Below are 21,526 nucleotides of genomic sequence, written 5' to 3'. Positions count from 1 at the left end.
CCGCGCCGCACCCGGGCCTGAGCCATGAGCGCCGCACCCGCACCCCTGCCGCCCCTCGAACCGGGGGCGCGGCGGCTGGCCACCGTCGCCCTGTCCCTGGCGACTTTCATGAACGTGCTGGACACCACCATCGCCAACGTGTCCATCCCCAACATCGCCGGCGACCTGGGCGTCAGCCCCGGCCAGGGCACCTGGGTGATCACCTCCTTCGGCGTCGCCAACGCCATTGCCGTGCCGCTGACCGGCTGGCTCAGCCAGCGCTTCGGGCAGGTGCGCCTGTTCGTCACCTCGGTGGTGCTGTTCGTCATCGCCTCGCTGCTGTGCGGCCTGGCCAGCAGCCTTGAAATGCTTATTGCCGCGCGGGTGCTCCAGGGCCTGGTGGCCGGACCGATGATTCCCCTGTCGCAATCCCTGCTGCTGCAGGCCTACCCGCGGGAAAAGGCCGGCATGGCGCTGGCCATGTGGTCGATGACGACGCTGGTGGCGCCGGTGATGGGGCCGATCCTCGGCGGCTGGCTGTCGGACAACCTGTCGTGGCCGTGGATCTTCTACATCAACATCCCGGTCGGCCTCGGTGCGGCATGGATGAGCTGGCAACTGCTGAAGGAACGCGAGTCGGCCACCCGCAAACTACCCATCGACAAGATCGGGCTGCTCCTGCTGGTGGTGTGGGTCGGGGCGCTGCAGATCATGCTCGACAAGGGCAAGGAGCTGGACTGGTTCCAGTCCGGCGAGATCATCGCGCTGGCCGTGGTGGCCTTTGTCGGCTTTGCCTTGTTCGTCGTGTGGGAGCTGACCGACGCTCATCCGGTGGTGGATCTGACGCTTTTCGCGCGTCCCAACTTCCTGTTCGGGGTCATCGCGCTGGCCGCCGGCTACGGCGTGTTCTTCGGCAACGTGGTGGTGATGCCCCTGTGGCTGCAGCAGTACATGGGCTACACGGCCACCTGGGCGGGGCTGGTCACCGCGCCGATCGGCTTCCTGGCCCTGCTGCTGTCGCCGGTGATCGGCAAGATCCTGCCGCGCACCGACCCGCGACGCATCGCCACGGTGGCCTTCATGGTCTTCGCGCTGGTGTCCTTCATGCGTGCCGGCTACTCCACCGACATCACACCGGCCAACATCATCATTCCGCAGATCATCCAGGGCATCGCCATGGCCTGCTTCTTCATTCCGCTGGTGTCGATCACCCTGTCGGGCCTGCCGATGGAGCGCATCCCGTCAGCCTCGGGGGTGTCGAATTTCGTGCGGATCACCTTCGGCGCCTTCGGGGCTTCGCTGATGACAACCCTGTGGGAGCGCCGGGCGGCCCTGCACCACGAACACCTGGCGGCCCAGGTGAGTGTCTACAACCCGATTGCCGGTGATGCCCTCAACGGGCTGCAAAGCCAGGGCTTCGATCTCGCCCGCAGCCTCGGCGTACTCGAACGGCAGGTTACCGTGCAGGCCTTCTCGCTGGCCGCGAATGATGTGTTCTGGCTGTCGGGTTGCCTGTTTCTGGCGCTGCTGGCGACCATCTGGATGACCCGCCCGACCCACGGCCGGCCGGCAGCGGCCAGCGGCGACGCGGCACACTAGGCGAATGCGGGGCCGGCCCTACAGCGGCAGGCCCCGCGGCTTGCGCCCGGCCCGCGCAAAGATCGGGTCGAAAAGGAAGTTCGGCAATAGACGCAGTAGCTTGGCCACTACACCCATCTGCCAGGGAATCACCGTGTAGCCGATGCCTGCGTCAATGGCCTTCACGAAACGTCGGGCCGCTTCGTCGACCGGCAGCATGAAGGGCATCGGATAGGTATTCACCGCAGTCATCGGCGTGGCGATGTAGCCGGGGGCGATGGTGACCACCCTCACGCCGCTGCCGTGCAGTTCGACCCGCAGGCTTTCAAGATAGGCGATCACCGCCGCCTTGGAGGCACTGTAAGCACCGGCGCCGGGCAGGCCGCGGATGCCCGCCACTGACGCAATGCCCACCAGCCGGCCACTGCCACGGGCGCGCATGGGCGCCACGAAGGGCTGGAAGGTGGCGACCATACCGAGCACATTGGTACGCATCACCCGGTCGAAGGCGGCCAGATCGTCGGCCTCCTCGGTAAGCGTGCCGGCCGACACCCCGGCATTCGCGATAACAACATCCGGCACACCAAAACGGGCGATGAAGTCGGCTGCGGCTTCAGTCAGCGCGGCCGGCTCGGCCACGTCGACGCAGTAAATGACGTGCTCGCCGGGCAGGCTGCGGGCCAGTTCGAGCAGGGCAGATTCGCGTCGGCCCAGCAGGCCGAGGGTGACCCCCCGAGCAGCATAGTGGCGTGCAAGGGCTGCACCGATGCCGCTTGATGCACCAGTGATGAAGACGCGGAGAGTCACGGGAAGACGATGAAAAACGAAGAGGTAATACAGGAACGCTGCGCCACCCGAACGGGCAGCGCAACCGGCAGACTTGTTACTTGCGACCCTGCTCGCCGCGGGCCCTGACGATCAGCTGGTCGGCAGCCTTGAGGGCCGCCTCATGGGTGCCGGCGATGGTCCCCGAAGTGAAGTACTTGCCATCCACGGCCAGCGTCGGGACGCCCTGGATCTTGTAGCTGCGCCCCACTTCCTCGATACGCTTCAACTGCACGCTCACATTGAAGGAGCGATAGGCATCGGTGAACTTTTTGGCATCTACACCCTTCTTGACGGCCCACTCCAGAGCGGCCGCTTCGCCTTGAAGAGGCAGCTTGTCGTTCTGCACGGCATCGAAGACCTGAGCATGCAGACGGGGCAGCTCGCCAATGGCATCCAGCACCAGATGCAGCTTGGCCAGGCCAATCAGCTGGGGGTTGCCCCAGGTCGCCGGAACCCGGCGAAAGACCACATCCGCGGGGAGCTTCTTGACCCACAGTTCAAGCAGGGGATCGAACGCCTTGCAGTGCGGGCAGCCGTAATGGAAGAACTCCAGAACTTCGACCTTGCCCTTGACGTCCGTCGGCTGAGGCGGAGAAACGAGCTCGAAGCCTCCCCCCTGAGCCCACACGGGCGTGCCCACTACACCAAGAGCGGCCAGGGCGGAAAGCTGTTTGAGGACATCGCGACGCTGCATTACGGTTTCTCCTTGAATCGGCAAAGCACTCATTGAGCGGCAGAAGCCGGTTTTGGTTCCTTGGGCTTGATCTTGACGATAGCCGCATTGATGCCGCTTGACGACAATTGCTGACGCGCCTTGTTCATCTCGTCCTGACCCAGATAGGGGCCGACACGCACCCGGTGAACCGTCCCCTTCTCGGGCAACTCCACCTTCTGCACGCTGGCCTCCACTCCCATCAACGCAAGACGCGCCTTCAGGTTGTCAGCCTCGGACGGATCCTCGAAAGCACCAGCCTGGAGGTAATACTTTTCCGGTGGCAGCGGCTTGCCCGACAGAGCGGCTTCCGCCTTGGCGCGCTCGGCCTCGGCCCTGGCCTTGTCAGCCTTTGCTGCATCCTCGGGCTTGTCGGATTTCTCCGTCTTTTCCGGCTTGTCGGCCTTCTCGGGCTTGGGCGGCTTGACGATCTCGGTGCTTTCCTCGGGCTTCGGTGCGGGCAGCGCATCGGTCCCCTTGGGCAACACGTTATAGAAATCGAAGCGCGGCTTTTCGAGCGGCTTGTCGCCGGCCTTGCCGGGCAGGGCGATGGGCTCGCTGGGCTGTGGACGGGGCGGCGGCGCCAGCGGCCGGTCTTCCTGCTTCGGCTTCTGGAACGGAGACGACGCGGTGAAGTACAGGGCAATGCCCGCCGCCACCAGGGCACCGAGAATCAGGCCGACAAAGATGCCGACCAGGGTACTGCCCCGGCTACCCGATTTGGGCGTCTTGGTCTGCAGGCGTGGCTTTTGATCGCGGCTCATGAACGGCGGGGTCCGGAATTACATCGAATCAGGAGCGGAAACACCGAGCAGCCGGAGGCCGTTGCGGATCACCTGGCGCACAGCGGCCGCCAGCGCCAGACGGGCGAGCTTGAGACTTTCGTCTTCCACCAGCATGCGTTCGGCGTTGTAGTAGCTGTGGAACTCACCGGCCAGATCTTTCAGGTAGAACGCGATCTGGTGCGGCGCGTATTCGGCAGCAGCACTCCGGACAACTTCCGGGAAGGCGGTCAGGCGGGCGCACAGGGCCAGCTCACGCTCGTTGTCGAGGCGACCGAGATCGGCATCGGCAAGATCGGACAGGACCCCGTTCCACTGGCCCAGCACCGAGCACAGGCGCGCGTGGGCGTACTGGATGTAATACACCGGGTTCTCGTTGCTCTGGCTCTTGGCGAGGTCGAGGTCGAAGTCCAGGTGCTGGTCGGCCTTGCGCAGCACGTAGAAGAAACGGCAGGCGTCCTTGCCCACTTCCTTGCGCAATTCGCGCAGGGTGACGAACTCGCCGGAACGGGTGGACATGGCCGCCTTCTGGCCGTTGCGGTACAGCACCGCAAACTGCACCAGCGCCACATCGAGCTTTTCGGGCGGCAGGCCGAGGGCTTCGAGAGCCCCCTTCACACGGGCGATGTAGCCGTGGTGGTCGGCACCCCAGATGTCGACGATGCGGTCGAAGCCACGTTCGTACTTGTTGGCGTGGTAGGCGATGTCGGAGGCGAAGTAGGTGTACAGGCCGTTGTCGCGCTGCACGACACGGTCCTTTTCGTCGCCGAAGGTGGTGGAGCGGAACCACTTGGCGCCGTTCTGCACATAGATGTGACCACGGGCTTCGAGTTCGGCAACGGCCTTTTCGACCAGACCGCAGTCGAACAGGGAGCGCTCGGAGAACCACTTGTCGAAGGTCACGCCGAACTCTTCGAGGTCTTCGCGGCCATCACCCAACTGTTCGGTCAGCGCAAAGCCGTGCACCCAGGCGTAATCGCTGGCGAGCAGGCGCTTGGCATTGGCGATCAGCACGTCCAGGCGGGCTTCCTTCTCTTCTTCACCCTCCGGTGCATCCAGCAGCACGTTGGCGGCCGTCACCCTGGCGAAGCGGTCGCCGTGGGCTTCCTTGATCTGCCGGCCCATGTCCTTCACGTAGTCGCCCTGATAGGCGTTGGGCGGGAAGGGAACCTCGATACCGAATTCGGACAGGTAGCGCAGCCAGGTGGACAGCGCCAGGATGTCCATCTGCCGGCCCGCATCGTTGATGTAGTACTCGCGGGTCACTTCGAAGCCGGCGTACTCGAGCACATCGGCCAGCGAAGCGCCGTAAGCCGCACCACGGCCGTGACCCACGTGGAGCGGGCCGGTGGGGTTGGCCGAGACGTATTCGACCTGTACCTTGACGCCACTCTTGTCGCCGCGGCCAAAGGCCTCGCCCTTGCCGAGCACATCAAGCACAACGCCTGTCTTGGCGTCGGAGGCCAGCGTGAAGTTGATGAAGCCGGCACCGGCCACCTCGGCCTTGACCACCAGCCTGGACGGCGGCAGTTCGGCCAGCAGCAGTGCAGCCAGCTCGCGCGGATTGCGCTTCAAGGGCTTGGCCAGCTGCAACGCCAGGTTGCTCGCAAAATCCCCGTGACCGGCCTGCTTCGGGCGTTCCAGGTTGATGGGGGTTTCGGCCTGCTCAGGGGCCACGCTGAGAAGGGCGGCACGGAGGAGGTCGGCAAGCTGGGTTTTCTGATCGGCGCTCATGGGAAATACTGCGACTAAAAGCACAGGATTATATCGAAGCGGGGGCAAAACTGCGGGCGGGCGGGCAGCTTGCACGTAACAAAGTACGCCGGACATGGCAAAAACAGGCCTGTTGGCATATCTTTCATACTTGTGCCGCACCCTGCAGTCCACCGCCCCAAACCGTGAGCTCCGCACCATGCGCCTTGCCCTCCTTCTTGCCGGCCTGCTGACGGCGGCTTCGGCAGTTGCCGAACCACCGACCCTGCACTGGTCCGTGCCACTGCCTGCCGGTCATTCCTGGCGGATTGTCGATCTGCGCGAAGGCAACGGCATCCGCCATGAGGATTACATCCCCCGCGGACAGGGCACGGAAGACTACCGGGACCGCATTCTGGTGCAGCGCCTCCAGGCTCAGGAACTCAACCCGGAAACCTATCTCGCCCACGTATCCGACGGCCTGCGCGCTCACTGCACAGCCTTCACCACCAGCGGACTGGTGCCGTCCGGACGCGACGGCCTGCCCGGTGCCACACTGACCGCCTACTGCGGACGCTTCGACGATCGCCCCTACGGCTACATCATTGCCCACAAGGCGATTCGCGATGGCAATCACCTGTTCGTGGTCGAACGGGAATGGCGCCTGCCCCCCTTCGCCATCGATGAAACGGGTCTGGTCAATCTGAACTTCGGCAACCCGGCGGAAGATGCTGCCATCAAGAAGGAAATCCACTTTGCGGTGCGCTGGCTGATCGAACGGGTGCAACCCGGCCAGCCGACGCAACCCGAGCCGGCGCCACCGTCCCGCCGCAAGCCCTGAGCGCCCAGCCCCGAGCTTTCCGCGCCCCGGCTTTACGGGCACAATCCGCGTTTTCCTTCACACCTGCCGCCGTGCGCCTCTTCCGACTCGTCAAGATCATCTCCGTCAGCCTGGAATACGGCCTCGACCAGATGATTCTCTCCAACGAGCCGTCCGGTCGGCTGGCCTGGCTGGCCAGGCTCACCCGCTTCCGCCGCACCTACACCGAGTCCAGCGGCGCCCGCCTGCGCCAGGCGCTCGAATCCCTCGGGCCGATCTTCGTCAAGTTCGGCCAGATGCTGTCCACCCGCCGCGACCTGCTGCCGCCGGCCATCGCCGAAGAGCTGGCCCGGCTGCAGGACCGTGTCCCGCCTTTCTCCAGCGCCGAAGCCCTCGCCCAGTTGCAGGCCTCCTACGGCAAGCCGGTGGACGAAGTCTTCGTCCGCTTCGAGCGCGAGCCGATCGCCTCCGCCTCCATCGCCCAGGTGCACTTCGCCGAGCTGCCGGACGGCACCGAAGTGGCAGTCAAAATCCTGCGCCCCGGCATTGCACCGGTCATCGCCCATGACCTGGCCCTCCTCGACGCCGCCGCCATCCTGCTCGAAAAGCTGTGGCCGGAAGGCCGCCGCCTCAAGCCGCGGGAAGTCGTCGCCGAGTTTTCCAAATATCTGCGCGACGAACTCGACCTGATGCGCGAAGCCGCCAACTGCTCGCAGCTGCGGCGCAACTTCAAGGATTCCGAGCTGCTCGTCGTCCCCGAGGTGCACTGGGATTACTGCACCACCGGCGTGATGGTGATGGAGCGCATGAAGGGCATCCCGATCTCACAACTGGATGCCCTCAAAAGCAACGGCATCGACCTCAAGGCCCTGTCCCGGGCCGGCGTCGAGATCTTCTTCACGCAGGTCTTCCGCGACGGCTTCTTCCACGCCGACATGCACCCGGGCAACATCTTCGTGGCCACCGACGGCCCCGCCCGCGGGCGCTACATCGCTCTCGACTTCGGCATCATCGGCACCCTCAACGATTCCGATAAAAAATACCTGGCCACCAACTTCCTGGCCTTCTTCCAGCGCGACTACCGGCGCGTCGCCCTGGCCCACATCGAGGCCGGCTGGGTGCCTGCCCACACCCGCGTGGACGAGTTCGAAGGCGCCATCCGCGCCGTCTGCGAGCCGATCTTCGACCGCCCGCTGAAAGACATCTCCTTCGGCAAGACGCTGCTGCGCCTGTTCCAGACCGCCCGCCGCTTCGAGATGGAAGTGCAGCCGCAACTCGTATTGCTGCAAAAAACCCTGCTTAACATCGAAGGCCTCGGGCGCCAGCTCGACCCGGACCTCGACCTGTGGAAAACCGCCAAGCCCTTCCTCGAACGCTGGATGAACGACCAGATGGGCTGGCGAGCGCTGCTGCGTCACATGAAGGACGAAGCCCCCTCCTGGGCCGCCACCCTGCCCCAGTTGCCACGCCTGGTGCATCAGGCCCTGTCCGACCCGCGGGACGACACGGCCCGCGCCGACATCCTCCGCCTGTCTGCCGAAAACCAGCGCCAGGGGCGCTGGCTGGCAGCCGGTGGCGCCCTCCTCGCCGCGCTCGTCGCCCTCGAAGCCTGGCGCTGGCTGCACTGAACGAAGAGCGGCTGCGGCCGCTCCAACAGGCGTAGCAGCGCCACTCTGGCGCCTGCAACCTGCATCCGAAGGAAGATCATGCCTGCCCCGTTCGCGCCATCCCGCCCGATCCATATCGTCGGAGTCGGCTCCTGCCTCGGCGCACCCATCTTCGGACCCGCCAGCGGCCCCCGCGCACTCAAGAACCTCGGCCTCGAAGCCCATCTGCGCCGGCTCGGCATCCCCGCCCACTGGCAGGCCCTGCTCGAACCTTCCGCCCCCAAGCCGCCCCATTCGCCTCTCAACGAGCGGCTCGGCACCGTCAGCGCCCTGCTCCATGACCTGGCCAATACCGTCGCCGGCGTCTGCGAAGAAGGCGCCATTCCCCTCGTCCTCGGCGGCGACCACGCCATCGGCGCCGGCACCTGGCGCGGCGTGGCCCGCGCCCTCGCGCCCCGGGGCAAGCTCGGCCTGATCTGGATCGACGCCCACCTCGACGCCCACACCTCCCTCACCACCCACAGCGGCAACATCCACGGCATGCCGATGGCCGCGCTGCTGGGGGTCGGCGACGAAACCCTCACCGGCCTGCCCGGCCCGCACCTCGACCCGGCCCATGTAGTCATCGTCGGCGCCCGCTCGTGGGAACCCGAAGAGCTGACGCTGCTCAACAAGCTCGGCGTGAAGATCTTCTTCATGCCCGAAGTGAAAACCCGCGGCCTGCCCGCCGTGCTGGCCGATGCCCTGCGCATCGCCCGCACCGGCACCGCCGGCTTCGGCGTATCGGTCGACCTGGACGCCATCGACTGCGCCAAGCTGCCCGGCACCACCTGCCTGGTGCCCGACGGCCTCGACCCGCAGGAACTCACCGATGCCCTCCACAGCCTGCGCAATTGCGCCGACCTGGCCGGCTTCGAAGTCGTCGAATACGTGCCCGAGCGCGACAAGGACGGCAGCGGCGCCCGCTGGGTGGCCGACTTCGCCGCCGCCGCCCTCGGCCCCACCACGGCCCAGTTGCGCGACCGCGAACAGGCCTACGGCGCCCACAACTATGCGCCGCTGCCTGTGGTGTTCACCCGCGGTGAAGGCGTGTGGCTGTGGGACGTGGAGGGCCGGCGCTACCTCGACATGATGAGCGCCTACTCGGCGGTGAGCTTCGGCCACAGCCACCCGCGCCTCGTGAAAGCCCTGACGGAACAAGCCGGCAGCCTTGCGCTGACCTCCCGCGCGTACTCCAACGACCGCCTCCCGCTGATGCTCGAGCGCCTGTCGGCCCTTCTCGGCTACGACCAGGCGCTGCCGGTCAATACCGGCCTGGAAGCCGTCGAAACAGCCATCAAGGCAGCCCGCAAGTGGGCCTACAAGATCAAGGGCGTAACCGACGGACAGGCCGAAATCATCGTCTGCAACAACAACTTCCACGGCCGCTCGACGACCATCGTCGGCTTCTCGTCGGAAGCCCAGTACCGGGACGGCTTCGGCCCCTTCCCGCCGGGTTTCCGCAGCATTCCCTTCGGCGACGCCGACGCGCTGGAAGCCGCCATCACGCCCAACACCGCAGCCTTCCTGTTCGAACCGATCCAGGGCGAAGGCGGCATCAACATTCCGCCGGCCGGCTGGCTGGCCCGCTGCGCCGAGATCTGCCGCGCCCATAACGTGCTGCTGATCGCCGACGAAGTGCAGACCGGCCTCGGCCGCACCGGCCACATCCTGGCCTGCAACCACGACGGCGTGCGCCCCGATGGGGTAATCCTCGGCAAGGCCCTCGGCGGCGGACTTTTGCCCGTATCGGCCTTCCTGGCCGACGAAGCGGTGATGCAGGTTTTCCATCCGGGCGACCACGGCTCCACCTTCGGCGGCAACCCGCTGGCGAGCGCCGTCGCCGCCGAAGCCCTGAGCGTCCTCGCCGACGACAAGCTCGCCGAACGCTCGGCAACCCTGGGGACCTACTTTCTGGCCCGCCTGCAGGCCATCGACAACCCGTTGATTCGTGAGGTGCGCGGTCGTGGCCTGCTGATCGGCATGGAACTCGACACCCAACGGGTTGGCGCCCGCGTCGCCGCCGAAGCCCTCCTCGCCCGCGGCCTGATGACCAAGGACACCCACGAAAGCGTACTGCGCTTCGCCCCACCGCTGGTCATCACCAAGGCAGAACTGGACTGGGCTGTCGAAACCATCGAAGATGCGCTGACCGACCTTGCCAGCCGTTTTTCCGGAGCCAAACCATGACCGAGAAGCTCGACCGCCTCGTTGCCGACGCCCGCCGTGCCGCTGAAACCCGTGGCCAGGGCTACCGCGAAAGGGCACTCAAAATCTATCCGTGGATCTGCGGCCGCTGCGCCCGCGAGTTCACCCCGGCCAACCTGCGTGAGCTCACCGTCCACCACCGCGACCACAACCACGACAACAACCCGGCCGACGGCAGCAACTGGGAGTTGTTGTGCCTGTACTGCCACGACAACGAGCACCAGCGCCAGCTTGAAGCCACTCAGGGCAACGTCTCGGCCAAGAGCCCGGCCAGCGCCGCCACCCATTCGCCGTTCGCGGCGCTTGGCACCCTGCTCAAGAAAAGCTGAACCGAAAAACCCGTCGGAAAACCCGCAAATAGCGGCACTCGCATAACATACGGGGTCCGTCCGATGTTAAGCTCAAGTGCGTTTTGACGCGCGCACGATCAAAGGCTTTGGCTCCCCTGCCAGAATAAAAACACCCGCAGGCGAAGCCGCAGTAATCAATCAACCGGCAGGATTGCCGTGCAAAACGCCCTTTCAGGGCGAGCGTTTTGAGAGGGTTGTCGTGAATAAACTTGCAACTTCAGGGCTTGCGCTGGCTTTGGCCAGCATGGTGGTCGGTTGCGCCCCGCGCTATGCGGACGTGCCAGCTCCGACCCGTTTTGAAAATACCAAACAGCAAAAGCTGCAGGCTGCCGAGCACTGGCGAAACATCGCCGAGCACTTTGCCAGCCAGCTCGCCAGCGATCTGAACGGCAAACTGAACGGTCGGGCCGTCTACGTGCCGACCCCCGATGGCGAGCAACCCTTCGTCCAGGGCTTCCGCGAGCTGCTGATCACCTCCCTGATGGCGCAGGGTCTGCCCGTCAGCACCGAAGCCAGAAACTCACTGGTCGTCGACGTCCGCTACGCCATCTATCGCTTCCAGCCCAACCGGGCACAAAGCACCTATTACTATGGCGACGTAACCGCAGTGGCCACCGGCCTGTGGGCCGTCAGTGCCGTCGCCGCCGCAGAAATTTCGTCTTCCGCCAGCATCTCGGCCGGTGCCAAGCTGCTGGCGACAGCAGCCGGGCTCGAAGGCTTCGGCTGGCTATCGCAGGAAGCCCTGGGCCGCGGCCAATACGCCTCCGGACCGGTTCCCCGCTCTGAAATCCTGCTGACCGCGGCGGTTGCCGATGGCACCCGCTTCGTCAGCCGCCGCACCAACATCTACTACACCGTGGACGAGGATCGCGAGCTGTACTGGAATCAAACCAGTCGCTCCCACAACATTTCGGTGGTGGGCGATTGCGGGGAAAGGACTCAAACATGCGCCCGCTGATCTATTCCGCGCTTGCTGCGTCGAGTCTGCTGCTGGCTGCTTGCGAAACGGCACCCAGGGCACCGCTGGCCTCGGAGCCAACCTACGAGCAGGCACTGAACAATTCATTCAATACGGCCAACTACAACGCCGTTGCCGAATTGATCAAACGCTACCCAGCCTCCAGCAGCGCGTCGGCAACCAACACCAGTGCCAACAACGCACCTTTTGTCGTCGCCACGCTGGTCAATATCGACCAACTGGAGCAATCCTCGACGCTCGGCCGCCTGATTTCCGAGCAAGTCGCATCGCGCATGACGCAAATGGGCTACAGCGTCCTTGAGCTCAAGATCCGCAACGGCGTCTACATGAAGCGCAACGAGGGCGAGTTCCTGCTCACCCGCGAGATCAAGGAAGTCGCATCCACCCACAACGCGCAGGCGGTGGTCGTCGGAACCTACGCCGAGAGTGCCACCCTCGTGCATGTGAACCTGAAGATCGTGAACCCGGCCACCAGCGTCATCCTGGCAGCCTACGACTACGCACTGCCGCTGGACAAGCAGATCGCCAGCCTGATCCGCAAACGTTAAGAGCGGCCTCTGCGGGGCCACAAACAGGGGGAACATCCTGCGATGTTCCCCCTGTTCATTGGCTCCACCGCCGCAGTAGCCCGGCCGGTAAAAAACCTTGTCCAAATCTCGCCACAGACTTGCCCGCAAACGCCTCTATCCGGCGTAGCATTCGCCCCCCAATCAATCCCCTGCAACACCCATGAGCCTTACCCCCGCCCGCGCCTGCGGCATCGACTTCGGCACGTCCAATTCCACCGTCGGCTGGCTGCGCCCCGGCGAATCCACCCTGCTAGCCCTGGAAGATGGCAAGCCAACCCTGCCCTCGGCGATTTTCTTCAACGCCGACGAGGAAAGCACCCACTTCGGCCGCGACGCGCTGCTGGAATACCTCGAAGGCTACGAAGGCCGCCTGATGCGTGCCCTGAAGAGCCTGCTCGGCAGCAGCCTGATGGACGGCAGCACCGAGGTCGGCGGCCGCGCGCTGCCCTTCCGCGACCTGCTGGCAAGCTTCATCGGCGAGCTGAAGAGCCGCGCCGAAGCCCAGGCCGGGCGCAGCTTCGAGCAGGCCGTGTTCGGCCGCCCGGTGCATTTCGTGGATGACAACGAAGCCGCCGACCGCCGCGCCCAGGACACCCTCGAAGCCATCGCCCGCCAGGTCGGCTTCAAGGACGTGAGCTTCCAATTCGAACCGATCGGCGCAGCGCTGCACTACGAAGCCTCCCTCGACCGGGAAGAGCTGGTGCTGATTGCCGACATCGGCGGCGGCACGGCTGACTTCTCCCTCGTGCGCCTGTCGCCGGAGCGCGCCAAACACCTGGACCGGCGCGACGACCTGCTTGGCAACGCCGGCCTGCACGTGGGTGGCACCGATTTCGACCGGGCCCTGAGCCTGGAATGCGTGATGCCGCTGCTCGGCTACAAGGGCCTGATGAAGAGCGGCGCCGAAGTGCCGTCGGGCCTGTTCTTCCATCTGGCCACCTGGCACACCATCAACTTCGCCTACACCCGTCAGGCCTTCGCCGACTTCCAGAGCATCTACCGCGACGCCGCCGCACGCCGCGAGCTCGACCGTCTGGCCCGCCTCATCGGCCAGCGGGAAGGCCACTGGCTGGCGCTGCAAGTCGAACAGGCCAAGATCGACCTGTCCACCGACGCCAGCACGCGCCTGCACCTCGACCGCCTGGAACCCGGGCTTCACCACGACATCACCCGCGAAGACTTCACGCTTGCCACCCGCAGCCTGGTGGAACGGGTCGCGGCAACAGTCAGCAACCTCCTCGACCAGGCCGGCATTGCCCGCGACCAGGTGGACACCCTGTACTTCACCGGTGGCGCCAGCGGCGTGCCGCAGTTGCGCGAACGGATCTCCGCCGAACTGCCGAACGCACGCAGCGTCGAAGGTGACCTGTTTGGCAGCATCGGCGCCGGTCTCGCGGTAGAGGCTGCCCGGCGCTACGGCTGAGCACCGCAGGAGTAAAAAAAGGGGCCGTCCAAAGACGGCCCCACTCCCTCGACAGGAACCCGCCACAAGGACGAGTCTCCCTCCCCATCGAATGAAATCTGTCAGCTGCACCGCCCGGGAGACGCGGTGCAACCGCTTTGCATTGCTTATTCGAACTCGATGATGACCTCGTCCACCGCCAGGCTGCCACCGGCAGAGGCCAGGATCTTCTTGACCTTGCAGTCCTGCTCGGCCTTGAGGATGTTTTCCATCTTCATCGCTTCGATGACCGCCAGCTTCTCGCCGGCCTTCACGTCCTGACCCACCGTCACGGCCACTTCGCGCAGCAGACCCGGCATCGGGGACAGCAGGAACTTGGAGAGGTCGGGCGGCAGCTTTTCGGGCATCAGCGCCAGCAGTTCGGCGGCACGCGCACTCATCACCATGAAGTCGGCGCGGGTGCCCCAGTGGAACAGGCTGTACTTGGTCTTGTGGCGCTCCACCTGGAGCGTGAAAGGCTCACCGTTGCAGGTGCCGTTGAACAGCGACTCGCCGAGCTTCCAGTCGGACTTGAGCTCGTAGGTCTCGCCCTTGTACTCGACGTGATAACCGCCGGGAATGGGCTTGGCGATCACCGGGTGATGCTCGTTGCCTTCCTTCTTCAGGCGGACAACCATCCAGCTGTCGCTGACGAGGCGCTCATGGCCCTGCAGCTGGCCCGAGATCGAGGCAGAACGGTCGGTGAAGGCACGGTAGACGTAGGCCGCCACCGAAACCAGCAGCGCCGGATCATCGTGGGGCACCATCGAGGCGTCGAAGCCCTTCGGGTATTCCTCGGCGATGAAGCCGGTGTTGAAGTTGCCGGACTGGAAGCGCGGGTGCTGCATCAGCGCGGCCTGGAACGGAATGTTCGACGAGATGCCGCGAATCACGAAGCCGTTCAGCGCATCACGCATGCGCGAGATGGCCTGCTCGCGGGTGGCACCGTGCACGATCAGCTTGGCGATCATCGAGTCGTAGAACATCGAGATCTCGCCGCCGTCGTAGACGCCGGTATCGACGCGCACCTGGCCGTCGATTTCCTTCGGCGGCTGGAACTTGACCAAGCGACCAGTGGAAGGCAGGAAGCCGCGGAACGGGTCTTCGGCGTTGATCCGGCACTCCATGGACCAGCCGTTGAGCTGCACTTCGTCCTGGGTCAGCGGCAGCTTTTCGCCGGCAGCGACGCGGATCATCAGCTCGACCAGGTCGACGCCGGTGATCAGTTCGGTGACCGGGTGTTCCACCTGGAGGCGGGTGTTCATTTCCAGGAAGTAGAAGCTCTTGTCGGCACCGACGACGAACTCGACCGTACCGGCCGATTCGTACTGCACGGCACGGGCCAGGGCCACAGCCTGCTCGCCCATCGCCTTGCGCATCGCCGGATCGACGAAGGGCGACGGCGCCTCTTCGATGACCTTCTGGTGACGGCGCTGGATGGAGCAATCACGCTCGTTCAGGTAGACGTAGTTGCCGAAGGAGTCGCCGAGCACCTGGATCTCGATGTGGCGCGGTTCCAGCACGTACTTCTCGATGAAGACGCGGTCGTCGTTGAAGGCGTTCTTGGCTTCATTGACGCAGGAGGTGAAGCCTTCGAAGGCTTCCTGGTCGTTGAAGGCCACGCGCAGGCCCTTGCCGCCACCGCCAGCCGACGCCTTGATCATCACCGGGTAGCCGATACCCTTGGCGATTTCAACGGCCTGTTCCGGGCCGGCAATCGCTTCGTTGAAACCGGGGATGGTGTTGACCTTGGCTTCGAGCGCCAGCTTCTTGGACTCGATCTTGTCGCCCATCTTGCCGACCGAGTAATGCTTCGGCCCGATGAACTTGATGCCTTCCTCTTCGAGGCGGCGGGAGAACTCGGCGTTCTCCGACAGGAAGCCGTAGCCCGGATGGACCGCCTGGGCGCCGGTCTGCTTGCAGGCGGCGATGATCTTGTCCATGACCAGGTAGGACTCTTTCGAGGCTGCCGGTCCGATGCACACGGCCTCGTCGGCGAGGTCCACGTGCAGGGCGTCCTTGTCGGCCTCGGAATAGACGGCGACGGTCTTGATGCCCATCTTGCGGGCGGTCTTGATGACGCGGCAGGCGATTTCGCCGCGGTTTGCAATCAGGATCTTGGTAAACATGTCTTGGCGTCCTCAGCGAATCACAGCGGAATGTTGCCGTGCTTGCGCCACGGGTTTTCGAGCTGCTTGTCCTTCAGCATGGCCAGCGAGCGGGCGATGCGCTTGCGGGTGGCGTGCGGCATGATGACGTCGTCGATAAAGCCGCGGGCGCCCGCCACGAAGGGGTTGGCGAACTTTTGCTTGTATTCGGCTTCGCGCTCGGCGAGCTTGGCCGGGTCGTTCTTTTCTTCGCGGAAGATGATTTCCACAGCGCCCTTCGGGCCCATCACCGCAATTTCGGCCGACGGCCAGGCGAGGTTCACGTCGCCGCGCAGGTGCTTGGAGCTCATCACGTCATACGCGCCGCCATAGGCCTTGCGGGTGATCACGGTAACCTTCGGCACGGTGCATTCGGCGTAGGCGTAGAGCAGCTTGGCGCCGTGCTTGATGATGCCGCCGTATTCCTGGGCGGTACCGGGCATGAAGCCGGGCACGTCCACGAAGGTCACCACCGGAATGTTGAAGGCATCGCAGAAGCGCACGAAGCGCGCAGCCTTGATGGCCGACTTGATGTCGAGACAACCGGCCAGCACCAGCGGCTGGTTGGCAACGATGCCCACCGGGTTGCCATCGACACGGCCGAAACCGATGATGATGTTCTTGGCGTAATCAGCCTGCAGCTCGAAGAAGTCATTGTCGTCGACAACCTTGACGATCAATTCCTTCATGTCGTACGGCTTGTTGGTGTTGTCCGGCACCAGCGTGTCGAGCGAGTAGTCGAAGCGGTCGACCGGGTCGTTGGTCGGCGTAACCGGCGGCTGCTCCCGGTTGTTGGCCGGCAGGAAGTTCATGAAGCGGCGCAGCATCGACAGCGCTTCGACATCGTTCTCGAAGGCCAGGTCGGCCACACCGGACTTGGTGGTGTGGGTAACCGCACCGCCCAGTTCTTCGGCCGTCACGTCTTCGTGGGTCACGGTCTTGACGACTTCCGGACCAGTCACGAACATGTAGGACGAGTCCTTCACCATGAAGATGAAGTCGGTCATCGACGGCGAATACACCGCGCCACCGGCACAGGGGCCCATGATCATGGAGATCTGCGGCACGACGCCGGAGGCCATCACGTTGCGCTGGAACACGTCGGCATAGCCGCCGAGGGAAGCGACGCCTTCCTGGATACGCGCGCCACCCGAGTCGTTGAGGCCGATCACCGGCGCGCCAACCTTCATCGCCTGATCCATGACCTTGCAGATCTTCTCGGCGTGGGTTTCGGACAGGGAACCACCGAACACGGTGAAATCCTGGCTGAACACGAACACCAGACGGCCATTGATCGTGCCGTAACCGACGACAACACCGTCACCCGGGGTCTTTTCGGCTTCGTTCATGCCGAAATCGACGCAACGGTGTTCCTTGAACATGTCCCATTCTTCAAAAGAATCCGGGTCGAGCAGCAGCTCGATACGTTCACGGGCCGTCAGCTTGCCCTTCTTGTGCTGGCTGTCGATACGCTTCTGGCCGCCACCGAGGCGGGCCGCTTCGCGCTTTTCTTCCAGCTGGTGGATGATGTCGTGCATGTACAGCCTCCAGTCAATGATACGAATTGTGTTTTAGCCCAGATGGCCGAGCAGCCGCGCTGCGGCTGCCGAAGGCGTCGTCTGGCCGGCCTCTACGGCCGCTTGCAAACCGGGCAGATCCTGCTTTACCCGGGCATGACTTGCGAACCGGGCCCGCAGGCCCTGGTCGATCAATTCCCACATCCACGCCTGCGCCTGATGGCGACGGCGGGCGTCGAACTCACCGCTCCCCTGCATGATGGAGCGGTAATCGGTAATGGTATTCCAGAACTCGGCAATCCCCTGCTTCTGCAAGGCAGAAAGCATGAGCACCGGCGGTGTCCAGTTGGGCGAGGCATGGCGCAGCATGCCCAGCGCACTCTTGATCTGCGAGCGGGCAACGTTGGCTGCCTGCGGATTGATGTCGGCCTTGTTGATGACGATCAGGTCGGCGATCTCCATGATCCCCTTCTTGATCGCCTGCAGATCGTCACCGGCATTGGGGAGCTGAAGCAGACAGAAAATGTCGGTCATGCCGGCGACGGCGATTTCCGACTGGCCCACGCCCACCGTCTCGATGATGATCACGTCGAAGCCGGCGGCCTCGCAGACCAGCATCGCTTCACGGGTCTTCTCGGCCACGCCACCCAGGCTGCCCGCCGACGGACTCGGGCGGATATAGGCCTCGGTGCGCTGGGACAACAGCTCCATGCGCGTCTTGTCGCCGAGGATGGAACCACCGGTGACGCTCGACGACGGATCCACCGCCAGCACCGCCACCTTGTGGCCAAGGCCGATGAGGTGCAGCCCGAGGGCTTCGATGAAGGTGGATTTGCCGACGCCCGGCACGCCGGAAATGCCGACCCGCATGGAGTGGCCGGTGTGCGGCAGGAGGCCTTCGAGCACGCTGCGGGCGCGCTGCTTGTGGTCCGGCCGCTGGGATTCGATCAGCGTGATCGTCTTGGCGAGCGGGCGCAGCTGATGCTTGAGCACGCCATCGACCAGGGCCTGGTCGGCAGCGTCCCGTTGCGGAAATTCAGCAGGCATGTTCATGGGGCTCATGAATGGCGTGCGCGCCGACCGGAGCCGGCGCGCGGGTCCTCGACGTGTCCGCTCAGGCCTTGCGGGCTGCGCGGATCTGCTTCAGCACTTCACGGGCCGAGGTCTGGATCGGCGTACCGGGCCCGAAGATGCCCTTGGCGCCGGCAGCGTAGAGCGCGTCGTAGTCCTGGGCCGGAATCACGCCACCAACGAAGGTGATGATGTCGTCGGCGCCCTGGTCCTTCAGCGCATTGATGATGGCCGGCACGAGGGTCTTGTGGCCGGCGGCCAGGCTCGAGCAACCCACGGCATGCACGTCGTTTTCGACGGCGTGACGGGCGGCTTCTTCGGGGGTCTGGAAGAGCGGGCCGATGTCGATGTCGAAGCCCAGGTCGGCGAAGGCCGAAGCCACCACCTTGGAGCCACGGTCGTGGCCGTCCTGACCCAGCTTGGCGATCATGATGCGCGGACGGCGACCTTCTTCGGCCACGAAAGCCTCGATGTCGGCCTTCAGCGCCTGCCAGTCTTCGTTGCCCTCTACCACGGCACCGTAGATGCCGGTAACGGCCTGCGGGTTGGCGCGGTAACGGCCGAAGACCACTTCCAGTGCGTCGGAAATTTCACCCACGGTGGCACGCAGACGGACGGCCTTGACGGCCAGGTCGAGCAGGTTGCCGTCGCCGGTCTTGGCACATTCGGTGAGAGCCGCCAGGGCGGCATCGACGGCGGCCTGGTCGCGCAGCGCACGGATGCGGGCCAGACGCTCGACCTGACCTTCACGCACGGCGTGGTTGTCGATGTCGAGGATGTCGATCGGGTCCTGCTTGTCGAGCTTGTACTTGTTGACGCCGACGATCACGTCCTTGCCGGAGTCGATGCGGGCCTGCTTGTCGGCGGCGCACTCCTCGACCTTCATCTTGGCCCAGCCGGATTCAACCGCCTTGGTCATGCCACCCATGGCCTCGATCTCTTCGATCAGGGCCCAGGCCGTGTCGGCCATGTCCTGGGTCAGCTTTTCCATCATGTAGGAACCGGCCCACGGGTCCACCACGTTGGTGATGTGGGTTTCTTCCTGGATGATGATCTGGGTGTTGCGGGCGATACGCGCCGAGAACTCGGTGGGCAGCGCGATGGCTTCGTCGAGCGCGTTGGTGTGCAGGGACTGGGTGCCGCCAAACACGGCCGCCATCGCTTCAATGGTGGTGCGCACGACGTTGTTGTACGGGTCCTGCTCGGTCAGCGACCAGCCGGAAGTCTGGCTATGGGTGCGCAGCATCATCGACTTCTGGCTCTTCGGCTCGAACTGCTTCATGAGGCGCCACCACAGCATGCGCGCGGCACGCATCTTGGCGATCTCGAGGTAGAAGTTCATGCCCACCGCCCAGAAGAAGGACAGGCGGCCGGCGAAGGTGTCGACGTCCATACCCGACTTGATGCCGGTGCGCACGTATTCCACACCGTCGGCCAGCGTGAAGGCCAGCTCGATGGCCTGGTTGGCGCCGGCTTCCTGGATGTGGTAACCCGAGATCGAGATCGAGTTGAACTTCGGCATGTGCGACGACGTGTAATTGAAGATGTCGGCGATGATCTTCATCGACGGCGTCGGCGGGTAGATGTAGGTGTTGCGGACCATGAACTCCTTGAGGATGTCGTTCTGGATGGTCCCGGACAGCTTGTCCTGCGAAACGCCCTGCTCTTCGGCAGCCACGATGTAGCCGGCCAGGATCGGCAGCACGGCGCCGTTCATGGTCATGGACACCGACACCTTGTCGAGGGGAATCTCGTTGAAGAGGATCTTCATGTCCTCGACGGAGTCGATGGCCACGCCGGCCTTGCCGACGTCACCGACCACGCGGGGATTGTCGGAGTCGTAGCCCCGGTGGGTGGCCAGATCGAAGGCCACCGAGACGCCCTGACCGCCGGCGGCCAGCGCCTTGCGGTAGAAAGCGTTGGATGCTTCGGCGGTCGAGAAACCGGCGTACTGGCGGATGGTCCACGGACGCGCGGCGTACATGGTGGCCTGGGGGCCGCGCAGGAAGGGCTCGAAGCCCGGCAGCGTATTGGTGTACTTGAGACCGTCCAGGTCAGCGGCGGTGTACAGCGGCTTGACCGTGATGCCCTCCGGCGTCACCCAGTTCAGCTTGGCGATGTCGCCTTCGGGAGCCGACTTGGCGGCTGCCTTGTTCCAGGCACCAAGTTCGGGTTGGGGGAAGGTCGGTTCGGAATTGTTCGCCATGGCTTTTCTACCCTCGTAGCTGGGCCGCTGGGCGGCCTTTAGTAATATGTGACGCCAGTACCGGCCGTGACCTCTGGTCACGGCCGGCTGTCGTGCCCCGCGCAGGGCAGTTTTCTCCCTCCCTCTATTTTTTTGTGGTCTGACGACTATGTTGCCGCCTGACCGACACAAGGGTGACATCCTGCGCAGGAACTTGACTTGCTATCCTCCAGATAATACTTTATCCATAATTATGGATGCAACAGCAGAATCCCTCACTTTTGAAACCTTGTCCCCAAAACTCATGAATGCAGGCCGGATCGCCCCTCTCGCCCTCTACCAGGAAGTCGCGGAACGCCTGCGCCAGCGCATTTTTGCCCATGAACTGCCCCCCGGCACCTGGGTAGACGAACAGGCCCTGGCTGGCCAGTACGGCATCTCCCGCACGCCACTGCGCGAGGCCCTGAAGGTCCTTGCCTCCGAAGGCCTGGTGACCCTCAAGCCCCGCCGCGGCTGTTATGTCACCGAAATATCCGAGCGTGACCTGGACGAGATTTTCACGGTGATGGCCCTGCTCGAAGGACAGTGCGCCGCCGATACCGCCCGCAAGGCCACCGAAGCCGATCTCGCCCGTCTGCAGGCCCTGCACCAGGACCTCGAACAGGCCGCCGCCAAAAACGACATCGACGGCTTCTTCGAGGCCAACCAGGCCTTCCACCAGGAAGTACAACTGATTGCCGACAACCGCTGGCTGACCCAGGCCATCACCGACCTGCGCAAGGTCATCAAGTTGTCGCGCCATCACTCCCTGTTCATCGACGGGCGCATCGAGCAGTCGCTGGCCGAGCACCGGATACTTCTCGAAGCCCTCGGCCGCCGCGACGTGGCCGCCACCGAACAGGCCATGCGCGAACACATCTCCAGCGGACGTCGAGCCCTGGCCAAGATCGCTGCCCGGCGCGAATCCGCCGCCTGAGCATTTTTCGCCATCGCCCCCACGGGGCTGTCGGACTGAAGTCCGA

17 protein-coding genes are annotated in these 21,526 nt (G+C 64.5%); 9 read left to right on the top strand and 8 right to left on the bottom strand.

The window, feature by feature from the left end:
- Positions 1-24: 24 nt before the first annotated feature.
- Positions 25-1,578 (top strand): DHA2 family efflux MFS transporter permease subunit, encoded by a 1,554-nt coding sequence (locus ETQ85_RS22835; RefSeq protein WP_148581357.1) that lies wholly within the window; start codon positions 25-27, stop codon positions 1,576-1,578.
- 18 nt (positions 1,579-1,596) lie between these two features.
- Here the strand turns inward: ETQ85_RS22835 and ETQ85_RS22830 are convergent, their stop codons facing one another.
- The 4 genes from ETQ85_RS22830 to argS all read right to left on the bottom strand — a co-directional run bounded on the left by ETQ85_RS22830 (position 1,597) and on the right by argS (position 5,613).
- Positions 1,597-2,364: an SDR family oxidoreductase gene (locus ETQ85_RS22830; protein ID WP_222862270.1), complete on the bottom strand. Its 768-nt coding sequence runs from the start codon at positions 2,362-2,364 to the stop codon at positions 1,597-1,599.
- A 76-nt stretch (positions 2,365-2,440) separates the two neighbouring features.
- A complete protein-coding gene (locus ETQ85_RS22825) occupies positions 2,441-3,079 on the bottom strand; it encodes a thiol:disulfide interchange protein DsbA/DsbL (RefSeq protein ID WP_148581356.1) in 639 nt (212 codons plus the stop codon).
- A gap of 29 nt (positions 3,080-3,108) precedes the next feature.
- Positions 3,109-3,861, bottom strand: a complete 753-nt coding sequence (locus tag ETQ85_RS22820) for an SPOR domain-containing protein (protein ID WP_148581355.1) — start codon at positions 3,859-3,861, stop codon at positions 3,109-3,111.
- Between the two features lie 18 nt (positions 3,862-3,879).
- On the bottom strand, positions 3,880-5,613 hold the full coding sequence (argS, locus tag ETQ85_RS22815; RefSeq protein ID WP_148581354.1) for an arginine--tRNA ligase: 1,734 nt from the start codon (positions 5,611-5,613) through the stop codon (positions 3,880-3,882).
- A gap of 178 nt (positions 5,614-5,791) precedes the next feature.
- Here argS and ETQ85_RS22810 point away from each other — a divergent pair, with 178 nt between their 5' ends.
- From ETQ85_RS22810 to ETQ85_RS22780, 7 genes are all read left to right on the top strand, one after another.
- A complete protein-coding gene (locus ETQ85_RS22810; RefSeq protein WP_148581353.1) occupies positions 5,792-6,412 on the top strand; it encodes a hypothetical protein in 621 nt (206 codons plus the stop codon).
- A gap of 71 nt (positions 6,413-6,483) precedes the next feature.
- On the top strand, positions 6,484-8,019 hold the full coding sequence (gene ubiB / locus ETQ85_RS22805; protein ID WP_148581352.1) for a ubiquinone biosynthesis regulatory protein kinase UbiB: 1,536 nt from the start codon (positions 6,484-6,486) through the stop codon (positions 8,017-8,019).
- Between the two features lie 78 nt (positions 8,020-8,097).
- On the top strand, positions 8,098-10,227 hold the full coding sequence (rocD, locus tag ETQ85_RS27325; RefSeq protein WP_148581351.1) for an ornithine--oxo-acid transaminase: 2,130 nt from the start codon (positions 8,098-8,100) through the stop codon (positions 10,225-10,227).
- Entirely contained in the window at positions 10,224-10,574 is a 351-nt protein-coding gene (locus tag ETQ85_RS22795) for a YajD family HNH nuclease (protein ID WP_148581350.1), read from the top strand. Before rocD ends, ETQ85_RS22795 begins: the two co-directional genes overlap by 4 nt.
- A gap of 220 nt (positions 10,575-10,794) precedes the next feature.
- Positions 10,795-11,553 (top strand): hypothetical protein, encoded by a 759-nt coding sequence (locus tag ETQ85_RS22790; protein WP_148581349.1) that lies wholly within the window; start codon positions 10,795-10,797, stop codon positions 11,551-11,553.
- A complete protein-coding gene (locus ETQ85_RS22785) occupies positions 11,541-12,122 on the top strand; it encodes a FlgO family outer membrane protein (RefSeq protein ID WP_148581348.1) in 582 nt (193 codons plus the stop codon). Before ETQ85_RS22790 ends, ETQ85_RS22785 begins: the two co-directional genes overlap by 13 nt.
- 181 nt (positions 12,123-12,303) lie before the next feature.
- Positions 12,304-13,566 (top strand): Hsp70 family protein, encoded by a 1,263-nt coding sequence (locus tag ETQ85_RS22780; protein ID WP_148581347.1) that lies wholly within the window; start codon positions 12,304-12,306, stop codon positions 13,564-13,566.
- 146 nt (positions 13,567-13,712) lie between these two features.
- Here the strand turns inward: ETQ85_RS22780 and accC are convergent, their stop codons facing one another.
- The 4 genes from accC to scpA form a co-directional block, all read right to left on the bottom strand.
- Positions 13,713-15,713 carry an acetyl-CoA carboxylase biotin carboxylase subunit gene (gene accC, locus ETQ85_RS22775; protein WP_148581346.1) on the bottom strand — a complete coding sequence of 667 codons (2,001 nt, stop codon included), beginning with the start codon at positions 15,711-15,713 and terminating at the stop codon, positions 13,713-13,715.
- A 20-nt stretch (positions 15,714-15,733) separates the two neighbouring features.
- Complete coding sequence (locus ETQ85_RS22770; RefSeq protein WP_148581345.1) at positions 15,734-17,269, bottom strand: acyl-CoA carboxylase subunit beta; 1,536 nt, start codon at positions 17,267-17,269, stop codon at positions 15,734-15,736.
- A 33-nt stretch (positions 17,270-17,302) separates the two neighbouring features.
- Positions 17,303-18,301 carry a methylmalonyl Co-A mutase-associated GTPase MeaB gene (meaB, locus tag ETQ85_RS22765; RefSeq protein WP_246128874.1) on the bottom strand — a complete coding sequence of 333 codons (999 nt, stop codon included), beginning with the start codon at positions 18,299-18,301 and terminating at the stop codon, positions 17,303-17,305.
- Positions 18,302-18,362: 61 nt separating this feature from the next.
- A complete protein-coding gene (scpA, locus tag ETQ85_RS22760) occupies positions 18,363-20,525 on the bottom strand; it encodes a methylmalonyl-CoA mutase (RefSeq protein ID WP_148581343.1) in 2,163 nt (720 codons plus the stop codon).
- Between the two features lie 283 nt (positions 20,526-20,808).
- Between scpA and ETQ85_RS22755 the strand changes: the two genes are divergently transcribed.
- Positions 20,809-21,480, top strand: coding sequence for a GntR family transcriptional regulator (locus tag ETQ85_RS22755; protein ID WP_148581342.1), 672 nt, complete (start codon positions 20,809-20,811; stop codon positions 21,478-21,480).
- The last annotated feature ends 46 nt before the right edge of the window (positions 21,481-21,526 follow it).

This window comes from Zoogloea oleivorans (assembly GCF_008107625.1).
Lineage (GTDB): Bacteria > Pseudomonadota > Gammaproteobacteria > Burkholderiales > Rhodocyclaceae > Zoogloea > Zoogloea oleivorans.
The sequence above is the reverse complement of the archived record's forward strand: the minus strand, read 5'-3'. Positions and strand labels throughout refer to the sequence as shown.

Excerpts from the sequence above, each read along its gene's own strand:
- ETQ85_RS22835 (WP_148581357.1), top strand. The coding sequence starts at position 25 with ATGAGCGCCGCACCCGCACCCCTGCCGCCCCTCGAACCGGGGGCGCGG.
- ETQ85_RS22825 (WP_148581356.1), bottom strand. The coding sequence starts at position 3,079 with ATGCAGCGTCGCGATGTCCTCAAACAGCTTTCCGCCCTGGCCGCTCTT.
- ETQ85_RS22820 (WP_148581355.1), bottom strand. The coding sequence starts at position 3,861 with ATGAGCCGCGATCAAAAGCCACGCCTGCAGACCAAGACGCCCAAATCG.
- argS (WP_148581354.1), bottom strand. The coding sequence starts at position 5,613 with ATGAGCGCCGATCAGAAAACCCAGCTTGCCGACCTCCTCCGTGCCGCC.
- ETQ85_RS22810 (WP_148581353.1), top strand. The coding sequence starts at position 5,792 with ATGCGCCTTGCCCTCCTTCTTGCCGGCCTGCTGACGGCGGCTTCGGCA.
- rocD (WP_148581351.1), top strand. The coding sequence starts at position 8,098 with ATGCCTGCCCCGTTCGCGCCATCCCGCCCGATCCATATCGTCGGAGTC.
- ETQ85_RS22795 (WP_148581350.1), top strand. The coding sequence starts at position 10,224 with ATGACCGAGAAGCTCGACCGCCTCGTTGCCGACGCCCGCCGTGCCGCT.
- ETQ85_RS22785 (WP_148581348.1), top strand. The coding sequence starts at position 11,541 with ATGCGCCCGCTGATCTATTCCGCGCTTGCTGCGTCGAGTCTGCTGCTG.
- ETQ85_RS22780 (WP_148581347.1), top strand. The coding sequence starts at position 12,304 with ATGAGCCTTACCCCCGCCCGCGCCTGCGGCATCGACTTCGGCACGTCC.
- accC (WP_148581346.1), bottom strand. The coding sequence starts at position 15,713 with ATGTTTACCAAGATCCTGATTGCAAACCGCGGCGAAATCGCCTGCCGC.
- ETQ85_RS22770 (WP_148581345.1), bottom strand. The coding sequence starts at position 17,269 with ATGCACGACATCATCCACCAGCTGGAAGAAAAGCGCGAAGCGGCCCGC.
- meaB (WP_246128874.1), bottom strand. The coding sequence starts at position 18,301 with ATGAACATGCCTGCTGAATTTCCGCAACGGGACGCTGCCGACCAGGCC.
- scpA (WP_148581343.1), bottom strand. The coding sequence starts at position 20,525 with ATGGCGAACAATTCCGAACCGACCTTCCCCCAACCCGAACTTGGTGCC.
- ETQ85_RS22755 (WP_148581342.1), top strand. The coding sequence starts at position 20,809 with ATGAATGCAGGCCGGATCGCCCCTCTCGCCCTCTACCAGGAAGTCGCG.